The following is a 23,491-nucleotide window of genomic DNA, read 5'->3' as shown; positions in this document are numbered from 1 at the left end:
CATGACGCTGCAGACCGATCTGTTCGGATCGCCGCTCGAGCCGGAAGGTCTCCGGTACGAGCCCGCGCTTGTGACGCCTGACGAACAGGCCCCACTGATGGCGGTCATCGCCGATCTGCCGTTCGCGCCGTTCGAGTTCCACGGCTGGCTGGGCGCCCGCCGGGTGGTCTCGTTCGGCTGGCGCTACGACTTCACCCGGGGCCGTCTCGACCAAGCCGCTCCGCTCCCTCTCTTCCTGCACGATCTGCGTGACCGGGCGGCTCGCTTCGCCGCCATCGACCCGACGTCGATCGGCCAGACCCTCGTCACCGAATACGCGCCCGGCGCCGGCATCGGCTGGCATCGCGACCGACCCCAGTACGATAAGGTGATCGGCGTATCGTTCGGCGCACCCTGCCGGATGCGCTTCCGCCGCAAGGCGGGCGCCGCTTGGGAGCGGCGTCACCTCGATCTGGCGCCCGGCTCCGCATACCTGCTCGATGGTCCATCCCGGCACGACTGGGAGCACAGCATCCCGCCGCTCGCCGACCTTCGCTACTCTGTGACCTTCAGGACGCTCACGCGAACCTGACCCGTCCCCTTGCATGCGGACTCGCCAAAAGAACAAAAAAGGAACATATCGGCGCGATGCGCTACGCCGAGCTCCATTGCGCGTCCCACTTCTCCTTTTTGCGCGGCGCCAGTTCCTGCGAGGAATTGTTCGGGCAGGCCGCCGTCTGCGGCCTTGAAGCCTTGGCGATCACCGACCGCAACAGCCTCGCCGGGATCGTTCGGGCCCACGAAGCGGCCAAGGTCACCGGGGTGCGGCTGATCGTCGGCTGCCAGTTGGTCCTCGAGGACGACACCGTCCTGCTCGTCTATCCCCGGGACCGCGCGGCCTACGCGCGTCTGTGCCGGCTGCTGACCTTGGGCAAGGGCCGCGCGGGCAAGGGCGGTTGCATGCTCGGCTGGGAGGATGTCGCCGCCTTCGCGGAGGGTCTGGTCGCCGTGCTCGTCCCTGACCGCGCCGACGGGCGGTGCGACGTGCAGCTCGAGCGGCTGGTTTCGGCCTTCGGCGCGGACGCCCATCTCGCTCTGACCCTGAGACGGCGGCCGAGGGACCAGCTCAGACTCCATGAGCTTTCCGAGACGGCCCGACGCCATGGGGTGAGAACGGTCGTGACCAACGACGTTCTGTTCCATCACCCCGACCGGCGCATCCTTCAGGACGTGGTCACCTGCATCCGCGAGGGCTGCACGATCGACGAGGTGGGCTTCCGCCGCAGCCGGTTCGCCGACCGCCACCTCAAGCGGGCCCAGGAAATGCACCGGCTGTTCTCCCGCTATCCGGACGCGCTCGTCGCCACGGTCGAGATCGCGAACCGATGCCGGTTCAACCTCGACGAACTGGCCTATCAGTATCCCAAGGAAGCGGCCCTGCCCGGACTGACGCCGCAGCAGGCTCTCACGCAGCTCACCTGGGAGGGCGCCGAAGAACGCTATCCGGAGGGGGTGCCGAGCAAGGTCCGCGCGACGCTCAAGCACGAGCTTGGTCTGATCGAGAGCCTCGGCTACGCCCCCTACTTCCTGACGGTGAACTCCATCGTCCGGTTCGCCCGCAGCCGGCAAATCCTTTGCCAAGGACGAGGGTCGGCGGCCAATTCAGCCGTCTGCTATGTCCTCGGGATCACCTCGATCGACCCGGGCCGTAACGATTTGCTGTTCGAGCGTTTCGTCAGCCAGGAGCGGAAAGAGCCGCCTGACATCGACGTCGACTTCGAGCACGAGCGGCGCGAGGAGGTCATCCAGTGGGTCTATGAGACCTACGGGCGGGACCGGTCCGCCCTGTGCGCCACCGTCATCCGCTACCGCTCGCGCGGCGCCCTGCGCGATGTGGGCAAGGCGCTGGGCCTGACCGAAGACCTGATCAAGACCCTGTCGTCCCAGGTCTGGAGCTATTCGTCAGAGGGGGTCGAGGATCGGCACGCCGAGGAGCTCAACCTCAATCTGCAGGACCGGCGTCTAAGGCTGGCGCTGGACCTGTCGCGCCAGCTGATCGGCTTCCCGCGCCACCTGAGCCAGCATCCCGGCGGGTTCGTTCTGACCGACGACCGGTTGGACGATCTCGTGCCCATCGAGCCGGCGGCGATGAAGGATCGTCAGGTGATCGAATGGGACAAGGACGACATCGACGCCCTGAAGTTCATGAAGGTCGATGTGCTGGCGCTCGGCATGCTGAGTTGCATGCGCCGCGGCCTCGACCTGCTGCGCGAGCACAAGGGGATCGATCTCGATCTGGCCAGCATCCCCGCCGAAGACCCGAAGACCTATGCGATGATCCGCAAGGCCGACACCCTGGGGGTCTTCCAGATCGAGAGCCGGGCGCAGATGGCCATGCTGCCCCGGATCAAGCCGCGCACCTTCTACGACCTGGTGGTCGAAGTGGCGATCGTCCGGCCCGGCCCGATCCAGGGCGATATGGTCCATCCCTATCTCCGCCGCCGCGAAGGCAAGGAGCCGGTCGTCTATCCCAAACCCGAGCTGAAGAAGGTGCTGGGCAAGACGCTCGGCGTCCCCCTGTTCCAAGAACAGGCGATGCGGGTGGCGATCGAATGCGCCGGCTTCACCCCGTCGGAGGCGGACCAGCTCCGCCGCGCCATGGCGACCTTCAAGTTCACCGGCGGCGTCAGCCACTTCAAGGACAAGCTGGTCTCCGGCATGGTCGAGCGCGGCTATACGCCCGAGTTCGCCGAGAAAACCTTCGGTCAACTGGAAGGCTTCGGCTCCTACGGATTCCCTGAGAGCCACGCCGCCTCCTTCGCCCTGATCGCCTACGCCTCATCGTGGCTGAAATGCCATCACCCGGACGTCTTCTGCGCTGCCCTGCTGAACGCCCAGCCGATGGGCTTCTACGCCCCGGCCCAGATCGTGCGGGACGCCCGCGAACACGGCGTCGAGATCCGGCCGGCGTGCGTCAACGCCAGCCGTTGGGACTGCACCCTCGAACCCACCGATCGAGACAGCCGGTTTGCAGTCCGTCTCGGCTTGCGCATGGTCCGCGGGCTGGCCAACGGCGACGCGGCGCGGCTCGTCTCCGGTCGAGCCGACCTGCCGTTCCGGACGATCGACGAGCTCTGGCGGCGAGCGCAGGCGCCGGTCTCAGCCCTGACCCGTCTGGCCGAGGCCGACGCTTTCCTGCCCAGCCTCGGCCTGCAGCGCCGGGAGGCACTCTGGGAGATCAAGGCGCTGCGCGACGATCCCCTGCCCCTGTTCACCGCGACCGCCGAGCGCGAGCATCAACGGATTCCGGAAATCCAGGAACCCGCCCCCGACCTTCTGCCGATGACGGCCGGTCGCGAGGTCGTCGAGGACTACACCCACCTCGGCCTCACCCTCCGCGACCATCCCCTCGCCTTCCTGCGAGATGAACTCCAGCGCCGGCATGTGATGACGTGCGCCGACGGGACGGCTATGCGCGATCGGCGCCTGACCCGGATCGCCGGCCTAGTGCTCGTCCGTCAGAAGCCCGGCTCGGCCAAGGGCGTGATGTTCATCACCATCGAAGACGAAACCGGCGTCGCCAACCTGGTGATCTGGCCCAGCCTCTACGAACAGCGGCGCCGGGTCGTCCTCTCCTCAAGCCTGCTCATCGTGGACGGCAAGGTGCAACGCGAAGGCGAGGTCGTCCACATCGTGGCCACCAACCTCCATGATGGGTCGGACCTGCTCGCCTCCGTCGGCGATCGAGGCGACACCTTCCCCCTGCCCCATGGCCGCGGCGACGAGGTCTATCACGGCAGCGCGCCAGACCCTCGCCAAGCCCGTCCAAAGGCGCGAGACATCTACATCCCCGACCTCCACCTCGACACCATCCGGCCTCGGACGCGGGATTTCCGTTAGGCGCCAACTGCGGACATTGGCTGCAGCGCCCCCAGCGGACATTCTGATCGCAATTTGGCTGTGGCCGAATTGCCCGACGCCGATTGGGTTGAACCATCAGGCCAAAGGGTGAGGCGTGTGGGTTTTATCACCCGCCCAGCGCGACACGAAGGCTGGGACTGGGCTCAACCTGATCGATGATCGCGTTGTAGATCTCGATCAGCCGCGTTAGCTGGCCTCGAACATCTAAAGCTTTGAAGCCACCGAGGCTGTAAAGTTGCACGCAAACGAACTGTTCGAAGTCCACAAACTCGATCCGACTGCCAAGCCCTTCTGCGTCCGCGAGAACCTCCGCCGCGATCAAGGGCTTGGGATTGGTGATGATGACGGGCCGCGTCCCGGCATCCAGGTTCGCGCGACATTTGCCGATCAGCTGGGCGGTGGGGGCATTGGTGACATGCAGCACCGCGTCTCCGAGCTCGAAATCTCCGCCCCTGCCCTTGGCGTCATTCTGGTTGGAGCCGTGATGGGCCACGCGCCCCTCCCCCAGCGACAGCTCCAGGGCCGCGCCCACGATGTGCTGCATGACCGCGCCGACGATCATGACCCCGCCCATGGACTTCTGCCGTAGCTCGGCTTGGGCAAGCAGCTCGCGCAAGGCCATCCGCAGGCTCAAGGCCGGATCGGCCCGGAACGCGATCGGGGTGGTGTTGAAATAGTCCCGCGCCTTTTGCACCCAGAAGGCTTCCACCGCATCGAGATCGAGATCCCCCGCCGCGTGACGACGGTTGAGCAGGGCGACCAGCTCCTCCATCCGGTCGATACTGCCGCGGCTCGTCCGCCCGCCCTCGCTGCCCAGGCTGTTGTTGACGCCATGACGCCTGAGGATCCGGTTGGCCGCCGCCCCGCCGGCTCCGGCGACCTGGGCGCTGTTGGCGGCCCTAAAGTCGACCGGGTCCAGCGGCAGGCCCCGCCCCCTGGCGCGATCCACCACGACCAGGGCGATCGCCAGCGGCCCGGTCGTGGCGAAACGGCCGCCATCGACCAACGCCTCCAGGTCTGCTTGGGCCTCAGCGCTCAGGGCCGAAGGCGTCAACTCATCATCGATCATGCGCGATCTACCGGCAGGGCCTGATCGGTCAGGGCCAGTTCCGCAAAGCGGAGGAAGTCTTTCACCTGACGGGCGTGAAGCACCAGAACACCATCCTCGGTCACGATTTGCAGAAGCCCGGCGCGGACCGCCCATCCGGACACCGTCAGGAACCGCCTCGGACGGATGTAGCAGGCCACATAGGGGTTGGCGCCCATATGGACTCCGCCAAACGCGCCGCCGTTGCAGCTGGCGACGGGAACCGCGCCGGCGGCGGCCAGGACCAGCACGGCAGAGGCGACGCCCAGGTCGAGCCCCCGCAACGGGGTTTCGTCATCATCGTCGCGCTGGCCGTCCAGCTCGGCCTCGACCCGGCTTGCCTCGCCGCTGGGGTCGAGGGCGTCTTCGAGCCGGCGCACCAGGGCCGCCTCCACCTCCAGCACGCGGAAGACGTCCGCCCAGCTGGCGGCGGTGAGGTCCTGATAATGCTGATTGCCCGCCGGCGCGGCCTCGTCGCCCGACACTTCCCAGCGCCGGGGCCATCGGAGCCGCCCCGGATCGGGCGCGGCGGGCGTCTCAAGGTCGAAGGTCTTCATTCCAGCGCTCGCCTAGCGTGCAACCTTGTCCACCGATTCGCCTTTTTCAGCATTGACGTTAACGGAACATAAGTGGAACTAGAAAGAAGATGTGCGCCGATTCGGAGGGTGAGCCATGACCGTCAGCCCGTTCCCTGCGCCCGGATCGCAAGGCGCGCAGCGCGTCTTCTTCGAGTTCTTCGCCGGCGGCGGCATGGCGCGAGCCGGCCTCAAGGGCTGGCGCTGCGATTTCGCCAACGATTTCGACCCGATGAAGGCGGCGATCTACGCCGCCAACTGGGGTGACGACCACCTGGTCTGCGGCGACGTCGCCAAGGTCAAACCGACCCAGCTGCCCGGCCGCGCCGATCTCGTCTGGGGCTCCTTCCCCTGTCAGGACCTGTCCCTGGCCGGGCTCAACAAGGGCCTGGGCGCGCGCAACGACAACGAACACACCCGCTCGGGCTCGTTCTGGCCGTTCTGGTCGCTGATCACGGCGCTCAAGGCCGAGGGTCGCGCGCCGCGCACCCTGATCCTGGAGAACGTCTATGGTGCCCTGACCTCCAACCAGGGCCGGGACTTCGCCGCTATCTGCGAGGCCATCACCGAGGCCGGCTACCGGTTCGGTGCCATGGTCATCGACGCACGCCGGTTCGTCGCCCAATCGCGTCCGCGCCTGTTCATCGTCGCTGTCGACGAGACCGTCGCCCTGCCCGACGGCACCATCAGCCAGACGCCCGAGGCGGCCTGGACGCCGGCCCGGTTGCAAGCCGCCGTCGACGGCCTGCCCGAAGCGGTGCGCCAGCACCATGTTTGGTGGGCCTTGCCCGTTCCTACGGAAGCCCCGCCGCTCTTCTCCGACCAGATCGAAGAAGAACCGGCCGACGTGTCCTGGCACACACCCGCCGAGACGCGGAAGCTGCTGGCCATGATGAGCCCGCTCAACCGCGCCAAGGTGAAGACCGCTCAGACTCAGGGCCGGCGCGTGGTGGGGGGGGTTTACCGCCGCACCCGTCCGGATGCCCAAGGCCGCAAGGTCCAGCGCGCCGAGGTGCGCTTCGACGAGGTGGCCGGCTGCCTGCGCACCCCTGCCGGCGGCAGCTCCCGCCAGATCATCTTGGTGGTCGAAGGCGACCGGGTCCGTTCACGACTGCTGTCCGGCCGCGAAGCCGCCCGGCTGATGGGGTTGGACGACGATTACGTCCTGCCGGCCCGCTACAACGACGCCTACCACGTCGCCGGTGACGGCGTCGTCGCCCCCGTCGTCACCCACCTGGCCCGCAGTTTGATAGAGCCCGTTCTTGCTTGGGATGACGGCGCACCGGCGATGATCGCGGCTGAGTAGGGGCAAACTGCGCCACGCGGGTATGCGCAACCCACAACAGCCACCGTATTCCTGAACGCGCCAGAAGCGGAAGCGGTGGCGTGTCCAAGACGCTAGCTTGACCGGGCTGTGCGTTTTACGACGACGGTCTGGGCGACGATGCGTCGGTTGATCTTCACTTTCCAGGCCAGCTGCTTCTCCGACAGAATACGCTTGCGCACGGTCTGTTTGAGGAAGGTGTATTCTTTCTCGCCGTAAAGATATCCCATGCGCATCGCATGCTCGATCAGATCGTTGTTCGCATTGGCCGTCGGATCCTTTGCGATCCGCTTCAGGCCGTCGAACAGATTGCCGGTGTCGATCTGGATGAAGCGGTTGATACAGACGTTGCCGACATAGGTCTCGCGGCCGGTCATCCGATTGCGGATATAACAATGCTCCTTGATGTCTTGGCCGCACGGACACTGGTCCCACTCGTCGCTAATCTCCACCGCGACGAGCCCCCACTCTCGCCGGGCGACGTCGAAATCGTGGGAGAGCGACAGCGGCAGGATGTGGGCCTTCAGTCTCTCGAAGTTGTGGCCGTCCATTTCCGCGTCTCCGTTGACGGTCGCGCATCCCGCTTCGGCGGCATGCGGACGGGCTCACGCCCTACTTCGACCAGTGCCCGAGCACCCACTCCCAGGCGTGACGATCGTAGTCCCAGCGCCAGTGGGCGCGGACCCATTTGGTTTTCCCCAAGGGGCGGATCGTCCGCATGTTCTGCAGACGATCGACGGGCTTGGGCGGACGGGGCGGGCGGATTCGACGGGGCTTGATCATGGAGACCTCAGTTCAGGGTGTACTCGCGCCAGGGAATGGCGCTGAGGGGGACGCGGGCCAGAAAACGCGCGATGTCGGGCCGCCCGAAATAGGTGGCTGCGCCCCGATGGTTCTGAGCCATCAGCACCACGGGCATGCCGGGGAAGGCCGGTTGGAAGCTGCGCGCTACCCGGTTGGCTTCTGCGTTGTTGTCGAGGATGTGCCGCTTCACCACGACGATGGCGAAGACGATCCCCTGTTCGCGAACGATGGCGCCTTCAAAGCGCATGGATACCTCCTGATGACCGAAAGGCCGCGTCACGGATGACGCGGCCTTTCGAGGTTCAGCCTTTCGGCGGGTAGGGATCGTTTCCGAAGCTGTCGCGCTCGCGGATCTGACCGTTGCGACCGTGGATCAGCAGTTCGCTCTGCTGATTTTGAGCGATTCCTCGGGCCTGAGAGATCGCTTCGGCCTGCGTCGGATGCACCGTGGTTGCGCGCGCATTGCCCGCGCCACGGACGGCCCAGCCATTGGCGTGGGGAACGACGTGTTGGTTCTTGCCCATTTCCTTCACCTCCTTTCTCGCTCTCGATGAACGTGGCGTATGATATAGTTTACGGCGGTGGCGCTTGTCAACCCCGTCTTCCGACGCGTATGATTCATCTGTACAGCGTTTCCGAGGGACCGAATGTCTTTGGCCACCAAGCTCAAGGACCTGCGAGTCAAAAGCGGGCAATCGCTTCAGCAGGTCGCCGACGGCGTCGGCGTATCCAAGGCTCACATCTGGCAACTCGAACGCGGCGACAGCACCAATCCGAGCCTAGACCTGCTCCGGGGGCTCGCGGACCATTACAAGGTGACGGTGGCGTTCCTGTCGGACGAGAGCGAGCCTTCGGAAGAGGCACCGGCCCTCCAGTTCTATCGGGAGTTTGACGGCAAGCTGGACGACAAGGCTTGGGCGGCCGTTCGCGCCATGGCCGAGGCGTTGAAGAAGTCGTGAGCGAGCTCCTCATGGATTTGGCGGACTGCGGCTCTCCCGAGCGGCTGATCCAGACGATCCTGAGGCATCACCCTGACTGGACGCCGCCTGTTCCGATCGAGGCGCTCGCGGTGGCCGTGAATATTCTTGAGATCAGGGATCTGGACACGACCTCCTTCGAGGGGGCCTTGCTGACCGATCCTGACAAGAGCCAAGGCATAATTCTCTGCAGGCCGGGCGTGCCCGGCGGCCGTCGGCGCTTCACCATCGGTCATGAGTTGGGACATTTCCTGATCCCCACCCACGTCGGGAACCAGCGGTGCACCCAAGCGCATCTTAGCGAGCGCGGGTTCTCGACACCCGCGCAACGGCGGGAGGCCGAAGCAAATCGTTTCGCGGCGGGCATTCTCATGCCGAAGCCCTGGTTTGAGCGCGACGCGGACCGACTTGGCCTCCCGGAGGTCGGCCATCTCCGCAAGCTGGCAAGGTCCTACGACGTCAGCTTGGAAGCGGCCGCGAACCGGTTTGTCGAGCTGACCTCGACCCCATGCGCTGTCGTCTTCTCCTACGACGGCGTGGTCCGGTACGCCCGTTCGCATGTGAGTTTCCCGCGTTTGGCCGTGGAGCGAAAAAGTCGCCTTCCCTCAGACTGCGTCACAAAGGTCAGGCCGAACGCCGGCACTGCGGCTCCGTCCGACTGGATCGAGATGGATGGGACGATCTGGCTTCAGCATGAGTGGGGGCGTCCGTCGCCCCGTGTCCTTGAACAGGTCCTTCGGCAGGCAAACGGGCACGCGGTGACCATGCTGCTCTTGGCCGACGGCCCGACCGACGACGAGGACGAAGAGGAAGACGACGTCTTGGCGCGCTGGAGCCCACGATTCTAGTCCCTGTGCGGCGTCGGAGGGACTCGATCAATCGCCTAAGATATTGAGCAGGGGATCTGGCGCGTCAGGCTCGGCGGGACCATCCCCCCCGTCAGCGATTGGGGGTTCAGCGCCAGGATGCGCAGGCATCCATTCAGCGATGACGTCCTGCCAATTCAAATCGCGCGGCGATTTCTGTGTCCAGACATCCCAGAAATCGGGGTCTTTCGATTGCGGCTGGTGCGCATCCGGCAGCTCATCGATTTCAACGAGGATCGGAATCGGCGTCGCCCACCCAAGAAGGATAGCTTGTCGAGAAGGCAGGCTCGGCAATTCCTTGAGAAGCCCCCCGACATTGTCGGGCACGAGCTTAGACACGAGGCCTTGGTCTGCGTCGTTGACGAGGCGATGCAGAAGAAACGTATTGCATTGAGCCAGCACCGTCGGAGATAACTCGGATGGCCGCTGCGAGGATAGCACGAGACCTAATCCGAACTTTCGGCCTTCCCTAGCGATGCGCTCGAACGTCTCTCGACAAAGGTGACTCGGTGACAAGGCATCGATATCGCCGCCCTTCTTGATAAACGAATGAGCCTCTTCAAGTACCAGCACCGTCGGCAGCGGCTTCCCTTCGGGGTGGGCGCGTCGATATCGTTGGAGCGCCTCGAAGATCAGCCGAGCCGTGACGGCGACGACGATATGAACGACTTCGGCGGGCACAAGCGAAAGGTCAATGACCGCAAGCGGTCCGTTGCTAGCGCCATCGTCGCCCACATAGTCTTTCAGCCAATTCTCAAAGGTTGTGGGCGGGTCACGGGAGATGACAGGGCCGAGCCTTTGGTCCGCGAGCATGCTCTTGATCCGAAGGCCCAGCGTCGAGATGAACGCCGCAAGATTGCCTCCTTGTTCGGTGGCGATCTGCTCAAGATGTGCAGGCAGCTGGTTCACGTCGAAATAGGTAGGGGAATCCTCGCTCGTGCCCATGAGTTCGACGGCTTCCGGAAGGTCGCGAATTAGCGCCTGGATTTGATCGCGCACGCCTTCAAGGTCATCGAAGCTGAAGTCATTGAAATAGCCATTGCCGGAGCTACGGTCGTCTAGAACCTGGCTTGCCGCGACTGAAATCTCGCGCAGTGCGTCGTGATAGGCGACGTCCATATCATCTACGAACGCCAGTGTGTCGTCTCGTATTCCTTCAAGGAGTCGGGCCGCAGAAAAACGAGCTGGCACGCTACCGCTGAACGCCGGAGCGCCTTGATTCAGAAGCGCCACGATCCGGATGACATACGATCCAAGGTATCGTCGAACGATGGCCTCCCTTGGCACGCCATGAATATTCCCGCCTTTCAGCTCACGAAGCCCCTGCATCAGAAGTGGGCGCTGAGCACCAGGCTGCGCATGGGCTACGGCCGTCCATTCGTGGCCGCTCCAAAGCCACGCCGGAACGTCTAGCGGTCGAACATCGTCGGCTACCGGGGGGACACGGAAGACACGTGTTTGCCCACCTAGATCGTCGAAGGCCTTGGAATACTCTCCGTTCGGATCCAGGACGATGAAGCGCGCATTCGGCGTAGGATTCTCGCCTCCAATCTCTCGCTTACTTGCCTCCAGTGACCAGCGAATGAGGCCCGCAACGCTGCACGATTTTCCACTACCGGTGTTTCCCAAGACGGCGAGGTGCCGCCCAAAAAGCTTGTCTGGATCGACCTTGATCGCTGCGTCGGCCGCGAGCGGTGATGCGCCAATCCGGACGCGTTTCTCCGAATCCTTTCCGCCGACAATCGCGTCGATCTGTTCGGGCGTCGGAATCAGAACTTGGTCGCCGACAGAAGGGAAGGCGCTTACCCCTCGCGACAATTCGTACTTTACCGTACCGGATGCGCTGTCACGGCGAGACCGAAGAGTGCCAACGGGCGCCACCCACATCTTTCTCAGCGGGAAGGGAAGGTCGATGAGGCCGAAGTCTTTGAGGCCAGCCCGTTTCGGGTACGGAGAACGCTCGATCCCGATCCAGTGAACGTAGGCGACGGTCGCGCCGGCTTCATTCGGGATGACGACATAGCTGTTGAGTCTCGGAAACGACGACGGCGTACCCGTGTTGAGGGCTGTCGTGTGCGGAGCCTCAAGCTCGAGCTGGATCCGTATCTCACCAGGCGCAACCGACTCGACTGAACCGATGACGAGTTCAGCAAGGCGTTCGATGGCGCTGGTCATCCCTGCGCTCCTTCTCCGCCACCGACAGCAATGTCCGGTGCAGGTTGGTCGACCGCGGCTTCGCGGACTGGAGCGATATCTGGCCGCCGTCGAAGGATGTCAGACAGGCGGCCGGTGATGTAGTCGAGCGCCGGCTTCGGCAAATAATGCTCGACGAGATTTTCGAGGCTGCCGAAATGCGATCCGCAAAGAAGCGAGACTTGGGCCGTCCGGACCTTCTTGCAGAAGTTCTTTAGCCGATCATCGACGCCATAGCTGATGATGACGATGTGCGTGGACGGGATCGAGAGCATGTCGAGCAACACGCGATTGATATGATCGTCTCCGAACCCGTAGCCGTAGGTGACGACCACGGCGTTGGGGCGACAGACGGCTGCCGCCATATCGCGGAAAATCTCGGCGTAAGGGTAAGCGGTGGTTTCCACGTCCTTTGCAGGGTTGGGATAGATCATCACCGTATCGATTGGACTTTGCGGAATGTCCGTGTGGTTGTCGGCAGCACCAAAAGGAATGCCGACTCGCCGGATCACTTTCGACGCCTTATCGAACTGCCAGTCGATCGACCCGTGCAGTTTCGACACCCGCACGACGCCTTCCATGAACCGAGGCTCGCCTCGAATTCCCGGCGGGTTGTAGTGCATATCCAGTTCGACCCGCGATGATCGGAAAAGCGGATTGAGCGCACCAACGAAACGATCGACGATCCGAAGACCGGCGAGATCGCAGCCGTGCTCGATCAGCCGCTCGTAATTCGTCGTGAAGACGTGCAGGCGCTCGCGGGACGCCGAACGACTGGCAAAGCTCAAGAGGAAGGATTGGAGGAGGCTTTCAGCTTTCAACCGACCATCTTCGTTGGCCCCTGATATGGCCCGTTCCGTCGCCAGAATGCTGCGCAGGAACTCCAACATCTTGGCATCAATCTGCCTTTTGAAGGCCGCTGCAGCAGCCGCGTCTGTGACTGTCAGCCCCTCAAGAACGGCGAGCGCGCTACGGAACTGATCTTCGATGTTTGCAGCCCCTCGCCCCATTGATTGAGCCGTGGTCTCAGCGTGCCGATTGATGCTTGCATCATAGGCGCTACCGAAGGCGATCTGGCCCATGTCAGCCGCTCGGCCGCCAGCGGCAAAAGCGACCGCTGATGTGAACCCACTGCCCAGCATCAGATTTAGATGCTCGGCTTGGAAGACGGCCGACAACCAAGGTTCGATATAGCGTCGGGACCGCTCAATGAACTTCTCAAGATCTTCACCCGCAGGCAGATCGTCGACGGCCTCGAGGTGCGAGCCGGCCCTGTAACAATGCGGTTTCCAATCCATCGCCTAACCTCCTGGATTTCCCGACGTTGGAGGTTCGGGCCCTCTACGACAAGTTGAACGGTAAAGTGTGCGAGACTCAAGGTCAGTCGCTATTGGTGCGGGCGGTTGGAGTCGAACCGACCCGACTTGCGTCGCGCTCGAAACGATTGGAACGTCCGATCTTCAGATCCGTAGTTGGATGCCGTCAGCGGACGCTCCCAAAGTCCGACATGAGTCAGCAGCAGTCGTGTCGGCGACTCGTTAGCCTTCGGCTTCAGCTTGCCTACGGAGATCTTCCAGCCGTTCGGTGCAAATGGTCGCCGTCAGGCCGCGAAGCACATCGACCCGCTCGGCCAACCATGCGAGCTCCTCGGCAGTGATCTTGAAGTGCTCGGAGTAGCGCGCCTTCACATAGGCCTCACGGAGAAGCTCGAAGCAGCGGCGTTCGAACTTGGTTTCACGGGGCCACGCGTCGGCGAGCCGGGTGTCGATGCCCTCGGCCTTTTTCCGGAGGAAGGCGAGGTTATGAGCCTTGCCGCTGTACAGCGTCGTGACGAGCAAGACGCAGTGGTAGAGATGCTCTGACGCTTGATGCAAGGAGAAGGCAGCCAGGTTGGCGCTTTCACGTTGGATATAGAAGCGAGCACCAGCCTGAAACTCTGCCGAGCTCGCCATCCACTTCTCGTAGTGTCGCTGCGCTTCCTCCAGCGCGAGACGCGCTCTCAAATCGGCCGGCTTGTGCAGCTTGCCCGCCGGGGTATCGTAGACCACCACGCCTTCGCGCACGATGTCGGCGAAGAAGTACCGCCCACGGTCCAGCTGGTCGTTCACGTCGTCGAGCGAATGGACGATCAAGCTGACGGGGGTGCGAATGTCCGGACCGATGGGCATCGTCCGGTTCTCGGCCTCGTGCCAGAATTCGCGGTCGGTGAGGTCTTCATGATCGACGACGAACAGTAGATCGAAGTCCGAAAAATACCGTCCGACCGGGTCGTGCACCCAGTCGCCGCGCGCATAGCTGCCATAGAGAATGATCTTGAGGATCTTGCCGTGCTTGAGCCGATCAGCGCGCCGGGTGGCGGTCGCCTCCTCGAAAGCCGCGCGCACAGTCTCGACCACCTGGCGGAGTTCGGCCTGCTTGCGCGGCGGCAGATGATCAAGGCTCGTCTTCATGGCCGGAGTCTCCGCGATACGGCCGCACACGGCAAGGCTGAAACGGCCTTTCTGTCGACCTTAGCCTTGACGTCATGCCTGATTTCGCCAAACGAAAAAGCCGCGCGCCCCCAAAGGGCGCGCGGCCCGTTTTTGTCTCCAGCGGCGCTATTCGGCGGCGAACGAATAGGCGTCGTCGTCGCGGGGCGTTTCGGCCCCCCGCTCTTCCGGCTCCGCTGCGTCCGACACCGTCCGCAGCGGCGCGGGCAACCACCCCTTGCCCTCGATCAGACGCTCTGCGGCCTCGGCCATGTCCGCCTTCTTGAAGCCGGCGATCCGCGCGGCCTCTTGGGCGCCCGCCGCCTCCGTCACCGCCTCCAGCACCTTGGGTTTGGCGACACGGGTGAAGTAGCTGGCCGCTGTCGCCGTCCACGTCCCAGCCATATCCAGACCGACCGCCGTCGCCAGCGTCTCGGCCTGAGCCAAGGCCCCGGGTCGTCTGTCGTGCGGATCGCGCACGGCGTAGAGGCCGACCCCGGCGCAACAGGCCATCAGGTCCAGTTGGTCCGACGGCGCCAGCGCAGCCACCACACCCCAGAGGTCTTCCGGACGCTCGGGAAGGCGCGCACCCCACGCCTCGCACCGGTCGCGGACCCTCCGACCGGCGGGGCTGTCGTCCACCCCCGGCGCCAGCCGCTCCAGCCCCGTGGTCGTCAGCCGAAGCTGCAGGGGCGTCCAGACGCTGTAGCCCGAATAGAAGACCTGCAGGACGAGGGCGTGGACCACGGTGGCCAGCGCCACGTTCACATCGGCCTGCACCGCATCCCGCAGCCCCATGGTCTTGTGGGCCGTCAGGTCGATCAGCAGACGATCCGACAGGGCCGAAGGCGTTTCGTCCTCGGGCGCGTCCACACTCGACGGCGTTGCGCCGTCCACACCGTCGTCCGCCGCCTCGTCCTCCGACCACGGCGACGGCGGATCGGCGGGCACGTCCTCGGCCCGGACCAGACCGCGCTCGAAGCGGGCGAGGCCGTCGTGACCGAGCATCACCATGACCCCGGCGCGCGCCCTGGCCTCGGGGGCGTAGGCGAAGTCCGGGCCGAAGGCCTGCAAGGCCTTGTCGATCTCCTCCAGCCGCGCGTCCGCCTCGGGCGACAGGCCGTCGTCGCCCGCCTCCGAAACGATGCCGTCGTACTCCTCGGACAGGGCCGCGATCTCGGCGGCGTCCGCCTCCGAGCGTTCGACGGCGACCGGATAGACCCGACCGAACGCGGACAGGTCGGGATACTCCAGACCCGCCTCGGCCCACTTCCAGCCTTCCCGCTCGCGCGCCTCGTCGGCCAAGCCGGTCAGCTTCTCGCCGACCAGCCGGTCCAGCAGGACCACGTCCTCCAACCAGCCTCCGCCGTCCTCGGTGAACAAATCCCGGAGGATTCCCCCGCCCGCCGCCTCATAGGCCTCCACGCCGACGAAACGGGCGCGCCGGTCGCTCACCGCCACCTTGGACTCGGTCATGGCCCGGCGAATGGCGTGGACGGGGCGATATTCGCCCAACTGCTCGAACACCTGCCGCTGCCGGTCCTGATCCGCACTGACGCAGAAGGCCATCAGCTGGTCCAAGGCCAGCGCCCCGGCCCGATAGGCCGCCATCAGTTCGGGCGCCGCCGCGCCCAGCCGCAGTCGCTGGCGCACGACATGGGCCGACACGCCGAACCGGGCGCCGATCTCCTCGGGACCGTAGCCCTTCTCCGTCGCCAGCCGCTGGAAGGCCTCGAACTGATCGGCGGGATGCATGGCCTCGCGGGTCATGTTCTCGTCGAGACTGATTTCGTGGGCGTCATTCTCGGCGTCCACGATGCAGCGCACGGGATGTGTGCGCTTGATCGCCTTGCGCTTGGCCAGCAGCCGGAGCCCCTGACGGCGACCTTCGCCGATGGTCACGAAGTAGTTCCCGGTCGGAACGCCCTCCCCGTCCCGCTCGACCTCGACCACGGGCGGCTGCAACACCCCCTTGGCCTTGATGGAGGCCGCGAAGGCCTCGATGGTCGCCGGGCTGTGCGGGGTCTTCCGGGCGTTCCTCGGCGAGGCCTTGAGCCGGTTCAGCGGCACGATCACCTCCGCGCCGTGCTGCGGCGCGGTCGCTTCGGTCTGGGCGGTTTGGGTGGATTGAGCAGTCATGTCTGCCTCCTTTGGGCAAGGGTTGCAGGCACGCGAACTGCGCGCCTGAAACCCTGCCCGTCGGCGAGACCGGGGTAGCAAGGGCCAGGGCGGACCGGCCGGAGGGGGATCGCCCGACCTGCACAAGCCTGACCCTGATGATTGTCATGACGCCGATCGCCGGCGCGGAAGGTCGGGGAGACCGGCCGGTCCGGCGGCGCAGCCGCTTCACCCTGGCCCGCGCGAGGGCGGAGCCCTTAGCCCTTCTGCGACGTCCGCAACGTGTCCTTCTGGCGCGGCGTCGCAGGCTCCAGCTTGAGGAAAACGAACTGACCGGGCCTCGCGTGTGAGGTCGTCGCAACGGGGCTTTTGACCCACGGTCGCGTCAGGCCACCGGCCGATCCGCACTGACCCCGGCGCAGGCGTCGCAGGCCTCGGCGGGTTCAACCGGGCCTGGACCGGCCGATCGAACCCATACCGGAACGCCGCCGCCCCCATGAACGCCGCCGCCAGACCGGCGGCCCAGACGCCCCAGCGCATCCCGATGGACCAGTCCGACTGTCCGACGGCGTCGAAGACGCCGAACCAGACGATGCGGGCGACTTCATTGGTGAGAAACATCGCGAACGACATCAAGCCGAGGTGTTCGATCAGGCGCGACGAGCGCACCACGGGCAAGGCTCCAGCCGCCCAGATGATGATCGTCATCAGCAGCAGGGAGGCCAGGCCGAAGGGGCCAACGGCCTGACCGAGCGCGAGCGCACCGAAAGCGCCGAGTCCCAAGGCGCCCGCCACGGACGGACGCACGTAGACGCGCGCACCGACCACGGCGGCGGCCACGCCCAGCAGGAAGAGCGGAAGGGCGCGGAGGAATCCGAACCGCAGGGGCAGGCGATAGACCGGATCGCCCAGCCAGACGCGGCTGGCGACGTCGGCGGCGAGAAGCAGGGTGATCGCGATCGCGGCCGTGGCCCGGGGTCGGCTCCAGAGCGCCCGGCAGATCCAGGGCAGGAGCAGATAGCAGCCGATCAGAGCCGACAGCGTCCAGGTCGGCGCGTTCCAGCCGACGCCGCCCGGCACGCCATAGGCCTGCACGAGCAAGACCTGGGCGGGCAGCTGGCTCCAGTCGAACCATTGGGGATTGCTCGGTCGGACCCCGGCCAGAGCGGCGGCCGCGACCAAGGCCGCGAGACCGGCGATCACGGCCAGATGGGCCGGGAACACGCGCAGCAGCCGCTGGCGCGCGTAGGCCCCGACGTCGATCCCGCCCGAGGCCAGGCGCTCGCCGTAGATCCGGGCCAGCACATAGCCGGAGTCGATGATGAAGAAATTGGTCAGCAGGAACCCCCGGTCGAACACCGGATGGATCTGTCCGAGCGGCAGCGGGGCCGCTTCCCGGAAGTGGTAGAGGATGATCAGCGATCCCGCGGCGAACCGCAGCACGTCCAGCCACCCTCCGCGGGCGATGCGCGCGGGGCGGCGGGCCTGACCTTCCCCGTCGGAGCTTCTCGTCATTCGCGCTTCCCTGTGGCGGCGGGGCGTTCGTTGGCGTGAGGATGGTCGTGCACGTCCGCCCGCACCCCGTACAGGATGAGCGTTCCGGCGACGCAAAGCACGCCGAGCCCGCCGGCGATCATCAATCCGGCTCGGTCGCGGGGACCGAACACCAGACAGCCGCCCGTCACCAGGCTCATCATCACGCCGTAGCCGATGTAGAGCGGCGTTCCGTAGGCGCCGAGCAGGGAGAAGGCCATGCACAGGACGAAGAAGGCCGCGATCAGGCTGGCGCCGACGGCGATTACGACATCAAGTACTGGCCGGGGCTTCGGCGGCCGGCGCGGGCTCGAGCCGCGGCGGCCCTTGTAGCGCCCTTGGCGCCAGCGGATGCTGCGGCTGCGGACCGTGAAGCGCTTGCCGGCCATCGGGTCAGGGCCGTTCTGAGACTGCCGGCGCGTCCTCGTGCCGCGCCAGCATGATCCGCATCCGCAGGATTTCGGCTTCCTGGGCGCGGATGATCTCCTGCGCGAGACCGCGCACGTCATCCCCCTCGCCCTCCTCCACCGCGATCCTGGCCATGGCGATCGCGCCCTCGTGGTGGGCGATCATGCCGCGCAGAAAGTCGATGTCAGCGTCGCCGGAGTAATCGATGTTCATCGCCTGGTGCATGCGGTCAGCGGCCTCCCGATAGGCCCGCGTCGACGGCGTATCCGAGGGGTCGCCCGCGTGACCGGCGTGGGCGTCGATCGCTCGCGCCTCGACCGGCGGCGGGGCCGAGGCGTCGGGCGCGCCGCGACGGGACAGAATGCCGAAGGCGAAGGCGGCGACGGCGAGGAAGACCGCGATCACCGAGATCCAGCCGGTGCGTTTCATGGCTTTGTCTCCGAGATTTGGACAAGGGGCGGGATCGTGGTGCCGGACCTGGCGGGCTCGTCATTTCGGGTCATGCGTGCAGACCTCCCGCATCCCCGCACGGCTCAAGCTCGGTCTGGACGGTCGTGTGATGCAGGTCGAACCGCTCTTCGAGCATGTCGCCGACGGCCTGTCGGACTGCGTCGGCGTCGGCGCCCTCGACCAGCACGACGTGAACCGTGCAGCTCGCCTGATCCGCCCCCGAGACCCAGACGTGGAGGTCGTGAAGGCTGGCGACCCCGGCGGTGGCGAGGATGGCGGCCCGCACATCCGACAGGGCCACGCCGCGCGGGGCGCCCTCCAGCAGGATGCGGGTGGTGTCGCGCAGCAGTATCCAGGTCCGGGGCAGGACCCAGAGGCCGATGGCGATCGCGACGATGGGATCGACCCAGCGCCAGTCCGTCACGGTGATGACGACGGCGGCGACGAGGACGCCGAGCGATCCGAGCATGTCCGCCCAGACCTCGAGATAGGCGCCCTTGACGTTGAGACTGCGATCCTTGCCGCTCGACAGGATGCGCATGGAAATCAGATTGATCACCAGGCCGGCGGCGGCGACGATCAGCATCCCGATCGAGCCGACGGGCTCGGGATCGAGGATGCGCTTGATCCCCTCATACAGGACGTAACCGGCGACGACGAAGAGCAGCACGGCGTTGAACGCCGCCGCCAGGATCTCGAACCGGCGATAACCGAAAGTGCGCTTCTCGTCGGCCGGCCGCTGGCCGATCTTGATCGCCAGCAAGGCGATGGCCAGGGCCGCCGCGTCGGTGAACATATGCGCCGCGTCCGACAGCAGGGCGAGGCTGTTGAACACCAGGCCGCCGATGACCTCGACGACCAGGAACGTTCCGGTCAGCGCCAGGGCGATAGCGAGTTGCCGGGCGTTGGCGCCGGCGGTGTGGTCGTGGGCGTGGCCGTTCGAGTGGTCGTGACTGGTCATGAGGCGCGTTCCTGTGGGTGGTCGGAGGCGGCGTTGGCGTCGCGGAGAATCTCGACGCCGCCCTTGATCGCGATCGCCGCGACGAGGATGCCGACGACAAGGTCGGGCCAGGCCTGGTCGAGCCAGAGGACCAGGCCGCCGGCGACGAGGATGCCGCCGTTGGACGCGAAGTCGTTGAAGCTGAAGGTCTCGGCCGCCTTCATGTTGACGTCGCCGCTGTGCTGGCGGCGGATGAGCTGCAGGCAGATCAGATTGACCACGGCGGCGACCAGGGCGAGCGCCATCATGGTCGGACCGATCGGCTCGGTCCCGGTGATCACGCGGCGCACGGCGTCGACGAGGACGCCGGCGGCGAAGACCAGCAGCATGACCCCCGACACCCTTGCGGCGCCCCGCTTCCAGCCCCCTGTCCGCCCGATGGCCAGAAAGCTGATCAGATAGACCGCCGCGTCCGAGGCGTTGTCGAGCGCATTGGCCAGCAGGGCGCTGGAATCGGCGGACACGCCGCCGATTCCGAGCGCCGCCGCCAGGCCGGCGTTGAGGCCGAGAACCGTCAGCAGCGTCCGGCGCTGCCGACGGTCATCCTGGGTCCGGGCCATCAGTCTTCGATCCCCTCGTCCTGGCGGTGCCGCACCGCCTTGGCCGCGAAGGTCGGGAGGACCAGCAGGGTCAGGGCGGTGGCGGTGATCAGGCCGCCGATGACGACGGTCGCCAGCGGCTTCTGTACCTCGGCTCCCGCGCCATGGGCGATGGCCATCGGAATGAAGCCGACGATGGCCACCATCGCGGTGGTGAGCACCGCCCGCAGGCGGCTGGACGCGCCCTCGATGGCCGCGTCACGGGGCGGCAGTCCCGCCTGGAGCCGCTCGCGGATCGACTGCATGAGCACCAGGCCGTTCAGCGTCGCCACGCCCGAGACGGCGATGAAGCCGACCGCCGCCGAGACGGAGAACGGCATGCCCCGCAGAAGCAGCGCCAGCGCCCCGCCCACCAGGGCGAGCGGCACGCAGGCGAACACGAGACCCGCCTCGGCGAAGGAGCCCAGCGCCATGAACAACAGCACGCCGATCAGGACGAAGACGATCGGAATGACCAGGCCCAGCCGCTGTTCGGCGCGCTTGAGGTTTTCGAACTGACCGCCCCAGTCCAGGCGGACGCCCGGCGGAAGCTGGACCTGATCCACCGACCTCTGGGCGTCGGTGACGAAGCCGCCCAGATCGCGTCCGCGCACATTGGCCTGGACCACCATGCGTCGGCTGCCGTCGTTGCGGCTGATCTGGTTCGGTCCCTCGGCGCTCTGGATGCGCGCGACCGAGGACAGGGGCACGGTCACACCGGTCGAGGACACGATCGGCAAGGCCGCGAGCGCCGCCGGGTCGTTGCGCGCGGCGTCGGGGAGACGGACCACGACATCGAAACGCCGGTCGCCCTCGAAGATGCGGCCCGCCTCGGCGCCGCCGATCGCGGCCGAAACCGCTTCGGAGACGTCGGCCGCCGACAGGCCGTAACTGGCCGCGGCGAAGCGGTCCACGCTGATCGTCAGGGTGGGAAGGCCGGACGCCTGTTCCACCCGCACGTCCGCCGCCCCGTTCGTCTGGCGCAGGACGTTGGCCACCTGGTCGGCGACCCGCTGCATGGTGGCGAAGTCGTCGCCATAGACCATGACCGCGAGGTCGGTCCGCACCCCGGAGATCAGCTCGTTGAACCGCAGTTCGATCGGCTGGCTGAATTCGAAGTTGTTGCCGATCTGCCGCGACGCGACGTCCTCGAAACGGGCGATCAGCTCTTCCTTCTCCAGACCCGGGTTGGGCCAGTCCTTGCGATCTTTCAGGACGATGACGCTGTCGGAGATGTTGGGCGGCATGGGGTCCACCGCCGCTTCGGCGGTGCCGGTCCGCGAGAACATGGTCTCCACTTCCGGCTGGGCCTTGATCGCCCGCTCGATCGCCATCTGCATGGCGAGCGACTGCTCGAGCGACGCCGACGGAACCCGCAGCGCCTGCATGGCGATGTCGCCCTCGTCCAGGGTCGGGATGAACTCCCGACCGAGGGTGGTGAAGGTGACGCCGCCGACGACCAGGGCGCCGAGCGCGGAGAGCAGAACGATCTTCGGACGATCGACCGCCGTGCGGATGGCCGGAGCGATCCAGCGGCGCGCGTGGCGCAGCAGGAAGGTCTCGTGCTCGTGGGCGTGGCCGTGGTCGTCGACCTCGACCGTCTTGGGATCCCGCACCAGGAGCGCCGTCATCGCCGGCACGAAGGTGAAGGAGAAGATGAAGGCGCCGACCAGGGCCAGCATGACCGTGGCGCCCATCGGGATGAAGGTCTTCCCCTCGACCCCTTCCAGCATCAGCAGGGGGGTGAAGACCAGCAGGATGATCAGCTGACCGAAGGCGGCCGGCTTGACCATCTGGCGCGCCGCCGCGGCGGCGACGCCCAGACGCTCGTGCCGGGTCAGCATGCGCCCGGCCTCCGCCCGCTTCTGGCTGAGCATCAGCAGGGTGTTCTCGACCACGACCACGGCGCCGTCGACGAGCAGACCGAAGTCCAGCGCGCCAAGGCTCATCAGATTGCCGCTAATGCCGAACCGGTTCATCCCGATGACGGCGAACAGGAAGCTGATCGGGATCATCAACGCCGTGATGCTCGCCGCCCGGATGTTGCCGAGCAGCAGGAAGAGCACGACGATAACCAGCAGCGCGCCTTCGGTCAGATTGCGCGCCACCGTGGCGATGGTGGAGTTCACCAGGGCGCTCCGGTCCAGCACCGTCACCGCCTCGATGCCGGGGGGCAGGGTCTTCTGCACCTCCTCGAGCCGGTCTCCGGCGGCCTGGGCCACAGTGCGGCTGTTGCCGCCCGCGATCATCAGGGCGGTCCCCAGGACCGCTTCGTGTCCGTCGCGGCTGGCGCCGCCCAGACGCGGCGCCTGGCCGACCTCGACGGTGGCGACGTCGGCGACGCGGACCACGAGGCCGCTTCGATTGACGACGGGCGCCTGGGCGAGGTCCTCGACGGTCGAGGCCAGGGCGTCCGTGCGAACCGTCAGGGCCTCGCCCGCACGCTGCACATAGCCCGCCCCGGCCTGGGTGTTGGCCCGGTCGAGCGCCTGGATCAGGTCGCCCATCCCGAGACCGTAGGCCGACAGACGCGCCGTGTCCGGACGAACCGCGTATTCCTTCACATAGCCGCCGACCGTATCGACGCCGGCCAGGCCGGGCGCCGTCCGCATCTGCGGCGCGATGATCCAGTCCTGCACGGTCCGCAGATAGGTGGCGCGCTGTTGCGGGGTGGTGAGAAGATCGCCTTCAGGCGTCAGATAGGCGCCGCCGGCCTGCCAGCCGGTCTGGCCCGGCTTGGCCAGGTTGGCGCTGTTGAACGGCTTATAATCGACCGTCCACATCAGCACCTCGCCCAGGCCGGTGGTGATGGGCGCCAGCGCCGGTTCGACGCCTTCGGGCATCGTCTCGCGCGCCTGCGCCAATCGTTCGGCGACCTGCTGACGGGCGAAATAGATGTCCGTCTGGTCGGTGAAGATGACGGTCACCTGGCTGAAGCCGTTGCGGCTCAGCGACCGGGTCGAGGTCAGGCCGGGGATGCCGGCCATGGCGGTCTCGATGGGATAGGTGACCTGACGTTCGATCTGTTCGGGGGCCAGGGCCGGGGCGACGGTGGTCACCTGCACCTGGCGGTTGGTGATGTCCGGCACGGCGTCGATCGGCAACCGTGTCAGTTCGAGGAGGCCGTAGGCCGCGACGAGCGCCGTGGCCAGGACGATGAACCATCGGAATTTGACCGACAGTTCGATGATGAATTTGAACATGCGCGCG

The 23,491-nt window shown here is 66.1% G+C and carries 20 protein-coding genes; 5 read left to right on the top strand and 15 right to left on the bottom strand.

What is annotated here, in order from left to right:
- Window position 1: 1 nt before the first annotated feature.
- Both KF737_RS13050 and KF737_RS13045 read left to right on the top strand, forming a co-directional pair.
- Complete coding sequence (locus KF737_RS13050; protein WP_295190492.1) at window positions 2–571, top strand: alpha-ketoglutarate-dependent dioxygenase AlkB; 570 nt, start codon at window positions 2–4, stop codon at window positions 569–571.
- Between the two features lie 56 nt (window positions 572–627).
- Window positions 628–3,879, top strand: a complete 3,252-nt coding sequence (locus KF737_RS13045; protein ID WP_296455273.1) for an error-prone DNA polymerase — start codon at window positions 628–630, stop codon at window positions 3,877–3,879.
- A 127-nt stretch (window positions 3,880–4,006) separates the two neighbouring features.
- Here KF737_RS13045 and KF737_RS13040 read toward each other — a convergent pair whose 3' ends face one another.
- Together KF737_RS13040 and KF737_RS13035 are read right to left on the bottom strand one after the other, a co-directional pair.
- Window positions 4,007–4,969 carry a DUF4928 family protein gene (locus KF737_RS13040; protein WP_296455270.1) on the bottom strand — a complete coding sequence of 321 codons (963 nt, stop codon included), beginning with the start codon at window positions 4,967–4,969 and terminating at the stop codon, window positions 4,007–4,009.
- A complete protein-coding gene (locus KF737_RS13035; protein ID WP_295190487.1) occupies window positions 4,966–5,544 on the bottom strand; it encodes a hypothetical protein in 579 nt (192 codons plus the stop codon). Before KF737_RS13035 ends, KF737_RS13040 begins: the two co-directional genes overlap by 4 nt.
- A gap of 115 nt (window positions 5,545–5,659) precedes the next feature.
- Here KF737_RS13035 and KF737_RS13030 point away from each other — a divergent pair, with 115 nt between their 5' ends.
- Complete coding sequence (locus tag KF737_RS13030; protein WP_295190484.1) at window positions 5,660–6,868, top strand: DNA cytosine methyltransferase; 1,209 nt, start codon at window positions 5,660–5,662, stop codon at window positions 6,866–6,868.
- Window positions 6,869–6,960: 92 nt separating this feature from the next.
- Here KF737_RS13030 and KF737_RS13025 read toward each other — a convergent pair whose 3' ends face one another.
- The 3 genes from KF737_RS13025 to KF737_RS13015 form a co-directional block, all read right to left on the bottom strand.
- Window positions 6,961–7,437 carry a hypothetical protein gene (locus KF737_RS13025; protein ID WP_077355194.1) on the bottom strand — a complete coding sequence of 159 codons (477 nt, stop codon included), beginning with the start codon at window positions 7,435–7,437 and terminating at the stop codon, window positions 6,961–6,963.
- Window positions 7,438–7,676: 239 nt separating this feature from the next.
- Window positions 7,677–7,937: a hypothetical protein gene (locus KF737_RS13020; RefSeq protein ID WP_295190475.1), complete on the bottom strand. Its 261-nt coding sequence runs from the start codon at window positions 7,935–7,937 to the stop codon at window positions 7,677–7,679.
- 55 nt (window positions 7,938–7,992) lie between these two features.
- The gene (locus KF737_RS13015) at window positions 7,993–8,214 is read right to left on the bottom strand and encodes a DUF2188 domain-containing protein (protein ID WP_219896610.1); all 222 of its coding nucleotides are present in this window, start codon (window positions 8,212–8,214) and stop codon (window positions 7,993–7,995) included.
- A gap of 129 nt (window positions 8,215–8,343) precedes the next feature.
- Between KF737_RS13015 and KF737_RS13010 the strand changes: the two genes are divergently transcribed.
- Entirely contained in the window at window positions 8,344–8,649 is a 306-nt protein-coding gene (locus KF737_RS13010; protein WP_295190466.1) for a helix-turn-helix transcriptional regulator, read from the top strand.
- Window positions 8,646–9,515: an ImmA/IrrE family metallo-endopeptidase gene (locus KF737_RS13005; protein WP_295190463.1), complete on the top strand. Its 870-nt coding sequence runs from the start codon at window positions 8,646–8,648 to the stop codon at window positions 9,513–9,515. Before KF737_RS13010 ends, KF737_RS13005 begins: the two co-directional genes overlap by 4 nt.
- A gap of 27 nt (window positions 9,516–9,542) precedes the next feature.
- On the opposite strand, the gene KF737_RS13000 is transcribed toward KF737_RS13005, so the two are convergent.
- The 10 genes from KF737_RS13000 to KF737_RS12955 all read right to left on the bottom strand — a co-directional run bounded on the left by KF737_RS13000 (window position 9,543) and on the right by KF737_RS12955 (window position 23,484).
- Window positions 9,543–11,708 carry an ATP-binding protein gene (locus tag KF737_RS13000; RefSeq protein WP_295190460.1) on the bottom strand — a complete coding sequence of 722 codons (2,166 nt, stop codon included), beginning with the start codon at window positions 11,706–11,708 and terminating at the stop codon, window positions 9,543–9,545.
- Complete coding sequence (locus tag KF737_RS12995) at window positions 11,705–13,024, bottom strand: SIR2 family protein (protein ID WP_296455261.1); 1,320 nt, start codon at window positions 13,022–13,024, stop codon at window positions 11,705–11,707. Before KF737_RS12995 ends, KF737_RS13000 begins: the two co-directional genes overlap by 4 nt.
- A 240-nt stretch (window positions 13,025–13,264) precedes the next feature.
- Window positions 13,265–14,176 carry a HEPN domain-containing protein gene (locus tag KF737_RS12990; protein WP_296455258.1) on the bottom strand — a complete coding sequence of 304 codons (912 nt, stop codon included), beginning with the start codon at window positions 14,174–14,176 and terminating at the stop codon, window positions 13,265–13,267.
- 147 nt (window positions 14,177–14,323) lie between these two features.
- Window positions 14,324–16,333 (bottom strand): ParB/RepB/Spo0J family partition protein, encoded by a 2,010-nt coding sequence (locus KF737_RS12985; RefSeq protein WP_201463918.1) that lies wholly within the window; start codon window positions 16,331–16,333, stop codon window positions 14,324–14,326.
- A gap of 207 nt (window positions 16,334–16,540) precedes the next feature.
- Window positions 16,541–17,827: an acyltransferase gene (locus tag KF737_RS12980; protein WP_296455255.1), complete on the bottom strand. Its 1,287-nt coding sequence runs from the start codon at window positions 17,825–17,827 to the stop codon at window positions 16,541–16,543.
- Window positions 17,824–18,234, bottom strand: a complete 411-nt coding sequence (locus KF737_RS12975; protein WP_112862346.1) for a hypothetical protein — start codon at window positions 18,232–18,234, stop codon at window positions 17,824–17,826. The genes KF737_RS12980 and KF737_RS12975 overlap by 4 nt, the downstream gene beginning before the upstream one ends.
- Before the next feature lie 4 nt (window positions 18,235–18,238).
- Window positions 18,239–18,658: a DUF305 domain-containing protein gene (locus KF737_RS12970; protein WP_367273227.1), complete on the bottom strand. Its 420-nt coding sequence runs from the start codon at window positions 18,656–18,658 to the stop codon at window positions 18,239–18,241.
- A gap of 94 nt (window positions 18,659–18,752) precedes the next feature.
- A complete protein-coding gene (locus KF737_RS12965) occupies window positions 18,753–19,664 on the bottom strand; it encodes a cation diffusion facilitator family transporter (RefSeq protein WP_296455252.1) in 912 nt (303 codons plus the stop codon).
- Window positions 19,661–20,263, bottom strand: a complete 603-nt coding sequence (locus tag KF737_RS12960) for a cation transporter (protein WP_296455250.1) — start codon at window positions 20,261–20,263, stop codon at window positions 19,661–19,663. The genes KF737_RS12965 and KF737_RS12960 overlap by 4 nt, the downstream gene beginning before the upstream one ends.
- Entirely contained in the window at window positions 20,263–23,484 is a 3,222-nt protein-coding gene (locus tag KF737_RS12955; protein ID WP_296455248.1) for a CusA/CzcA family heavy metal efflux RND transporter, read from the bottom strand. Before KF737_RS12955 ends, KF737_RS12960 begins: the two co-directional genes overlap by 1 nt.
- Window positions 23,485–23,491: the final 7 nt, after the last annotated feature.

It is taken from the genome of Phenylobacterium sp. (assembly GCF_019636135.1).
Taxonomy (GTDB): domain Bacteria; phylum Pseudomonadota; class Alphaproteobacteria; order Caulobacterales; family Caulobacteraceae; genus Phenylobacterium.
Note: the sequence above shows the minus strand (reverse complement) of the source record. Positions and strands in the feature narration are given on the sequence as shown.

Excerpts from the sequence above, each read along its gene's own strand:
- KF737_RS13020 (WP_295190475.1), bottom strand. The coding sequence starts at position 7,937 with ATGCGCTTTGAAGGCGCCATCGTTCGCGAACAGGGGATCGTCTTCGCC.
- KF737_RS13040 (WP_296455270.1), bottom strand. The coding sequence starts at position 4,969 with ATGATCGATGATGAGTTGACGCCTTCGGCCCTGAGCGCTGAGGCCCAA.
- KF737_RS12965 (WP_296455252.1), bottom strand. The coding sequence starts at position 19,664 with ATGACCAGTCACGACCACTCGAACGGCCACGCCCACGACCACACCGCC.
- KF737_RS12985 (WP_201463918.1), bottom strand. The coding sequence starts at position 16,333 with ATGACTGCTCAATCCACCCAAACCGCCCAGACCGAAGCGACCGCGCCG.
- KF737_RS12960 (WP_296455250.1), bottom strand. The coding sequence starts at position 20,263 with ATGGCCCGGACCCAGGATGACCGTCGGCAGCGCCGGACGCTGCTGACG.
- KF737_RS12980 (WP_296455255.1), bottom strand. The coding sequence starts at position 17,827 with ATGACGAGAAGCTCCGACGGGGAAGGTCAGGCCCGCCGCCCCGCGCGC.
- KF737_RS13035 (WP_295190487.1), bottom strand. The coding sequence starts at position 5,544 with ATGAAGACCTTCGACCTTGAGACGCCCGCCGCGCCCGATCCGGGGCGG.
- KF737_RS13015 (WP_219896610.1), bottom strand. The coding sequence starts at position 8,214 with ATGGGCAAGAACCAACACGTCGTTCCCCACGCCAATGGCTGGGCCGTC.
- KF737_RS13045 (WP_296455273.1), top strand. The coding sequence starts at position 628 with ATGCGCTACGCCGAGCTCCATTGCGCGTCCCACTTCTCCTTTTTGCGC.
- KF737_RS13000 (WP_295190460.1), bottom strand. The coding sequence starts at position 11,708 with ATGACCAGCGCCATCGAACGCCTTGCTGAACTCGTCATCGGTTCAGTC.
- KF737_RS13025 (WP_077355194.1), bottom strand. The coding sequence starts at position 7,437 with ATGGACGGCCACAACTTCGAGAGACTGAAGGCCCACATCCTGCCGCTG.
- KF737_RS13050 (WP_295190492.1), top strand. The coding sequence starts at position 2 with ATGACGCTGCAGACCGATCTGTTCGGATCGCCGCTCGAGCCGGAAGGT.
- KF737_RS13030 (WP_295190484.1), top strand. The coding sequence starts at position 5,660 with ATGACCGTCAGCCCGTTCCCTGCGCCCGGATCGCAAGGCGCGCAGCGC.
- KF737_RS12990 (WP_296455258.1), bottom strand. The coding sequence starts at position 14,176 with ATGAAGACGAGCCTTGATCATCTGCCGCCGCGCAAGCAGGCCGAACTC.
- KF737_RS12995 (WP_296455261.1), bottom strand. The coding sequence starts at position 13,024 with ATGGATTGGAAACCGCATTGTTACAGGGCCGGCTCGCACCTCGAGGCC.
- KF737_RS12975 (WP_112862346.1), bottom strand. The coding sequence starts at position 18,234 with ATGGCCGGCAAGCGCTTCACGGTCCGCAGCCGCAGCATCCGCTGGCGC.
- KF737_RS12955 (WP_296455248.1), bottom strand. The coding sequence starts at position 23,484 with ATGTTCAAATTCATCATCGAACTGTCGGTCAAATTCCGATGGTTCATC.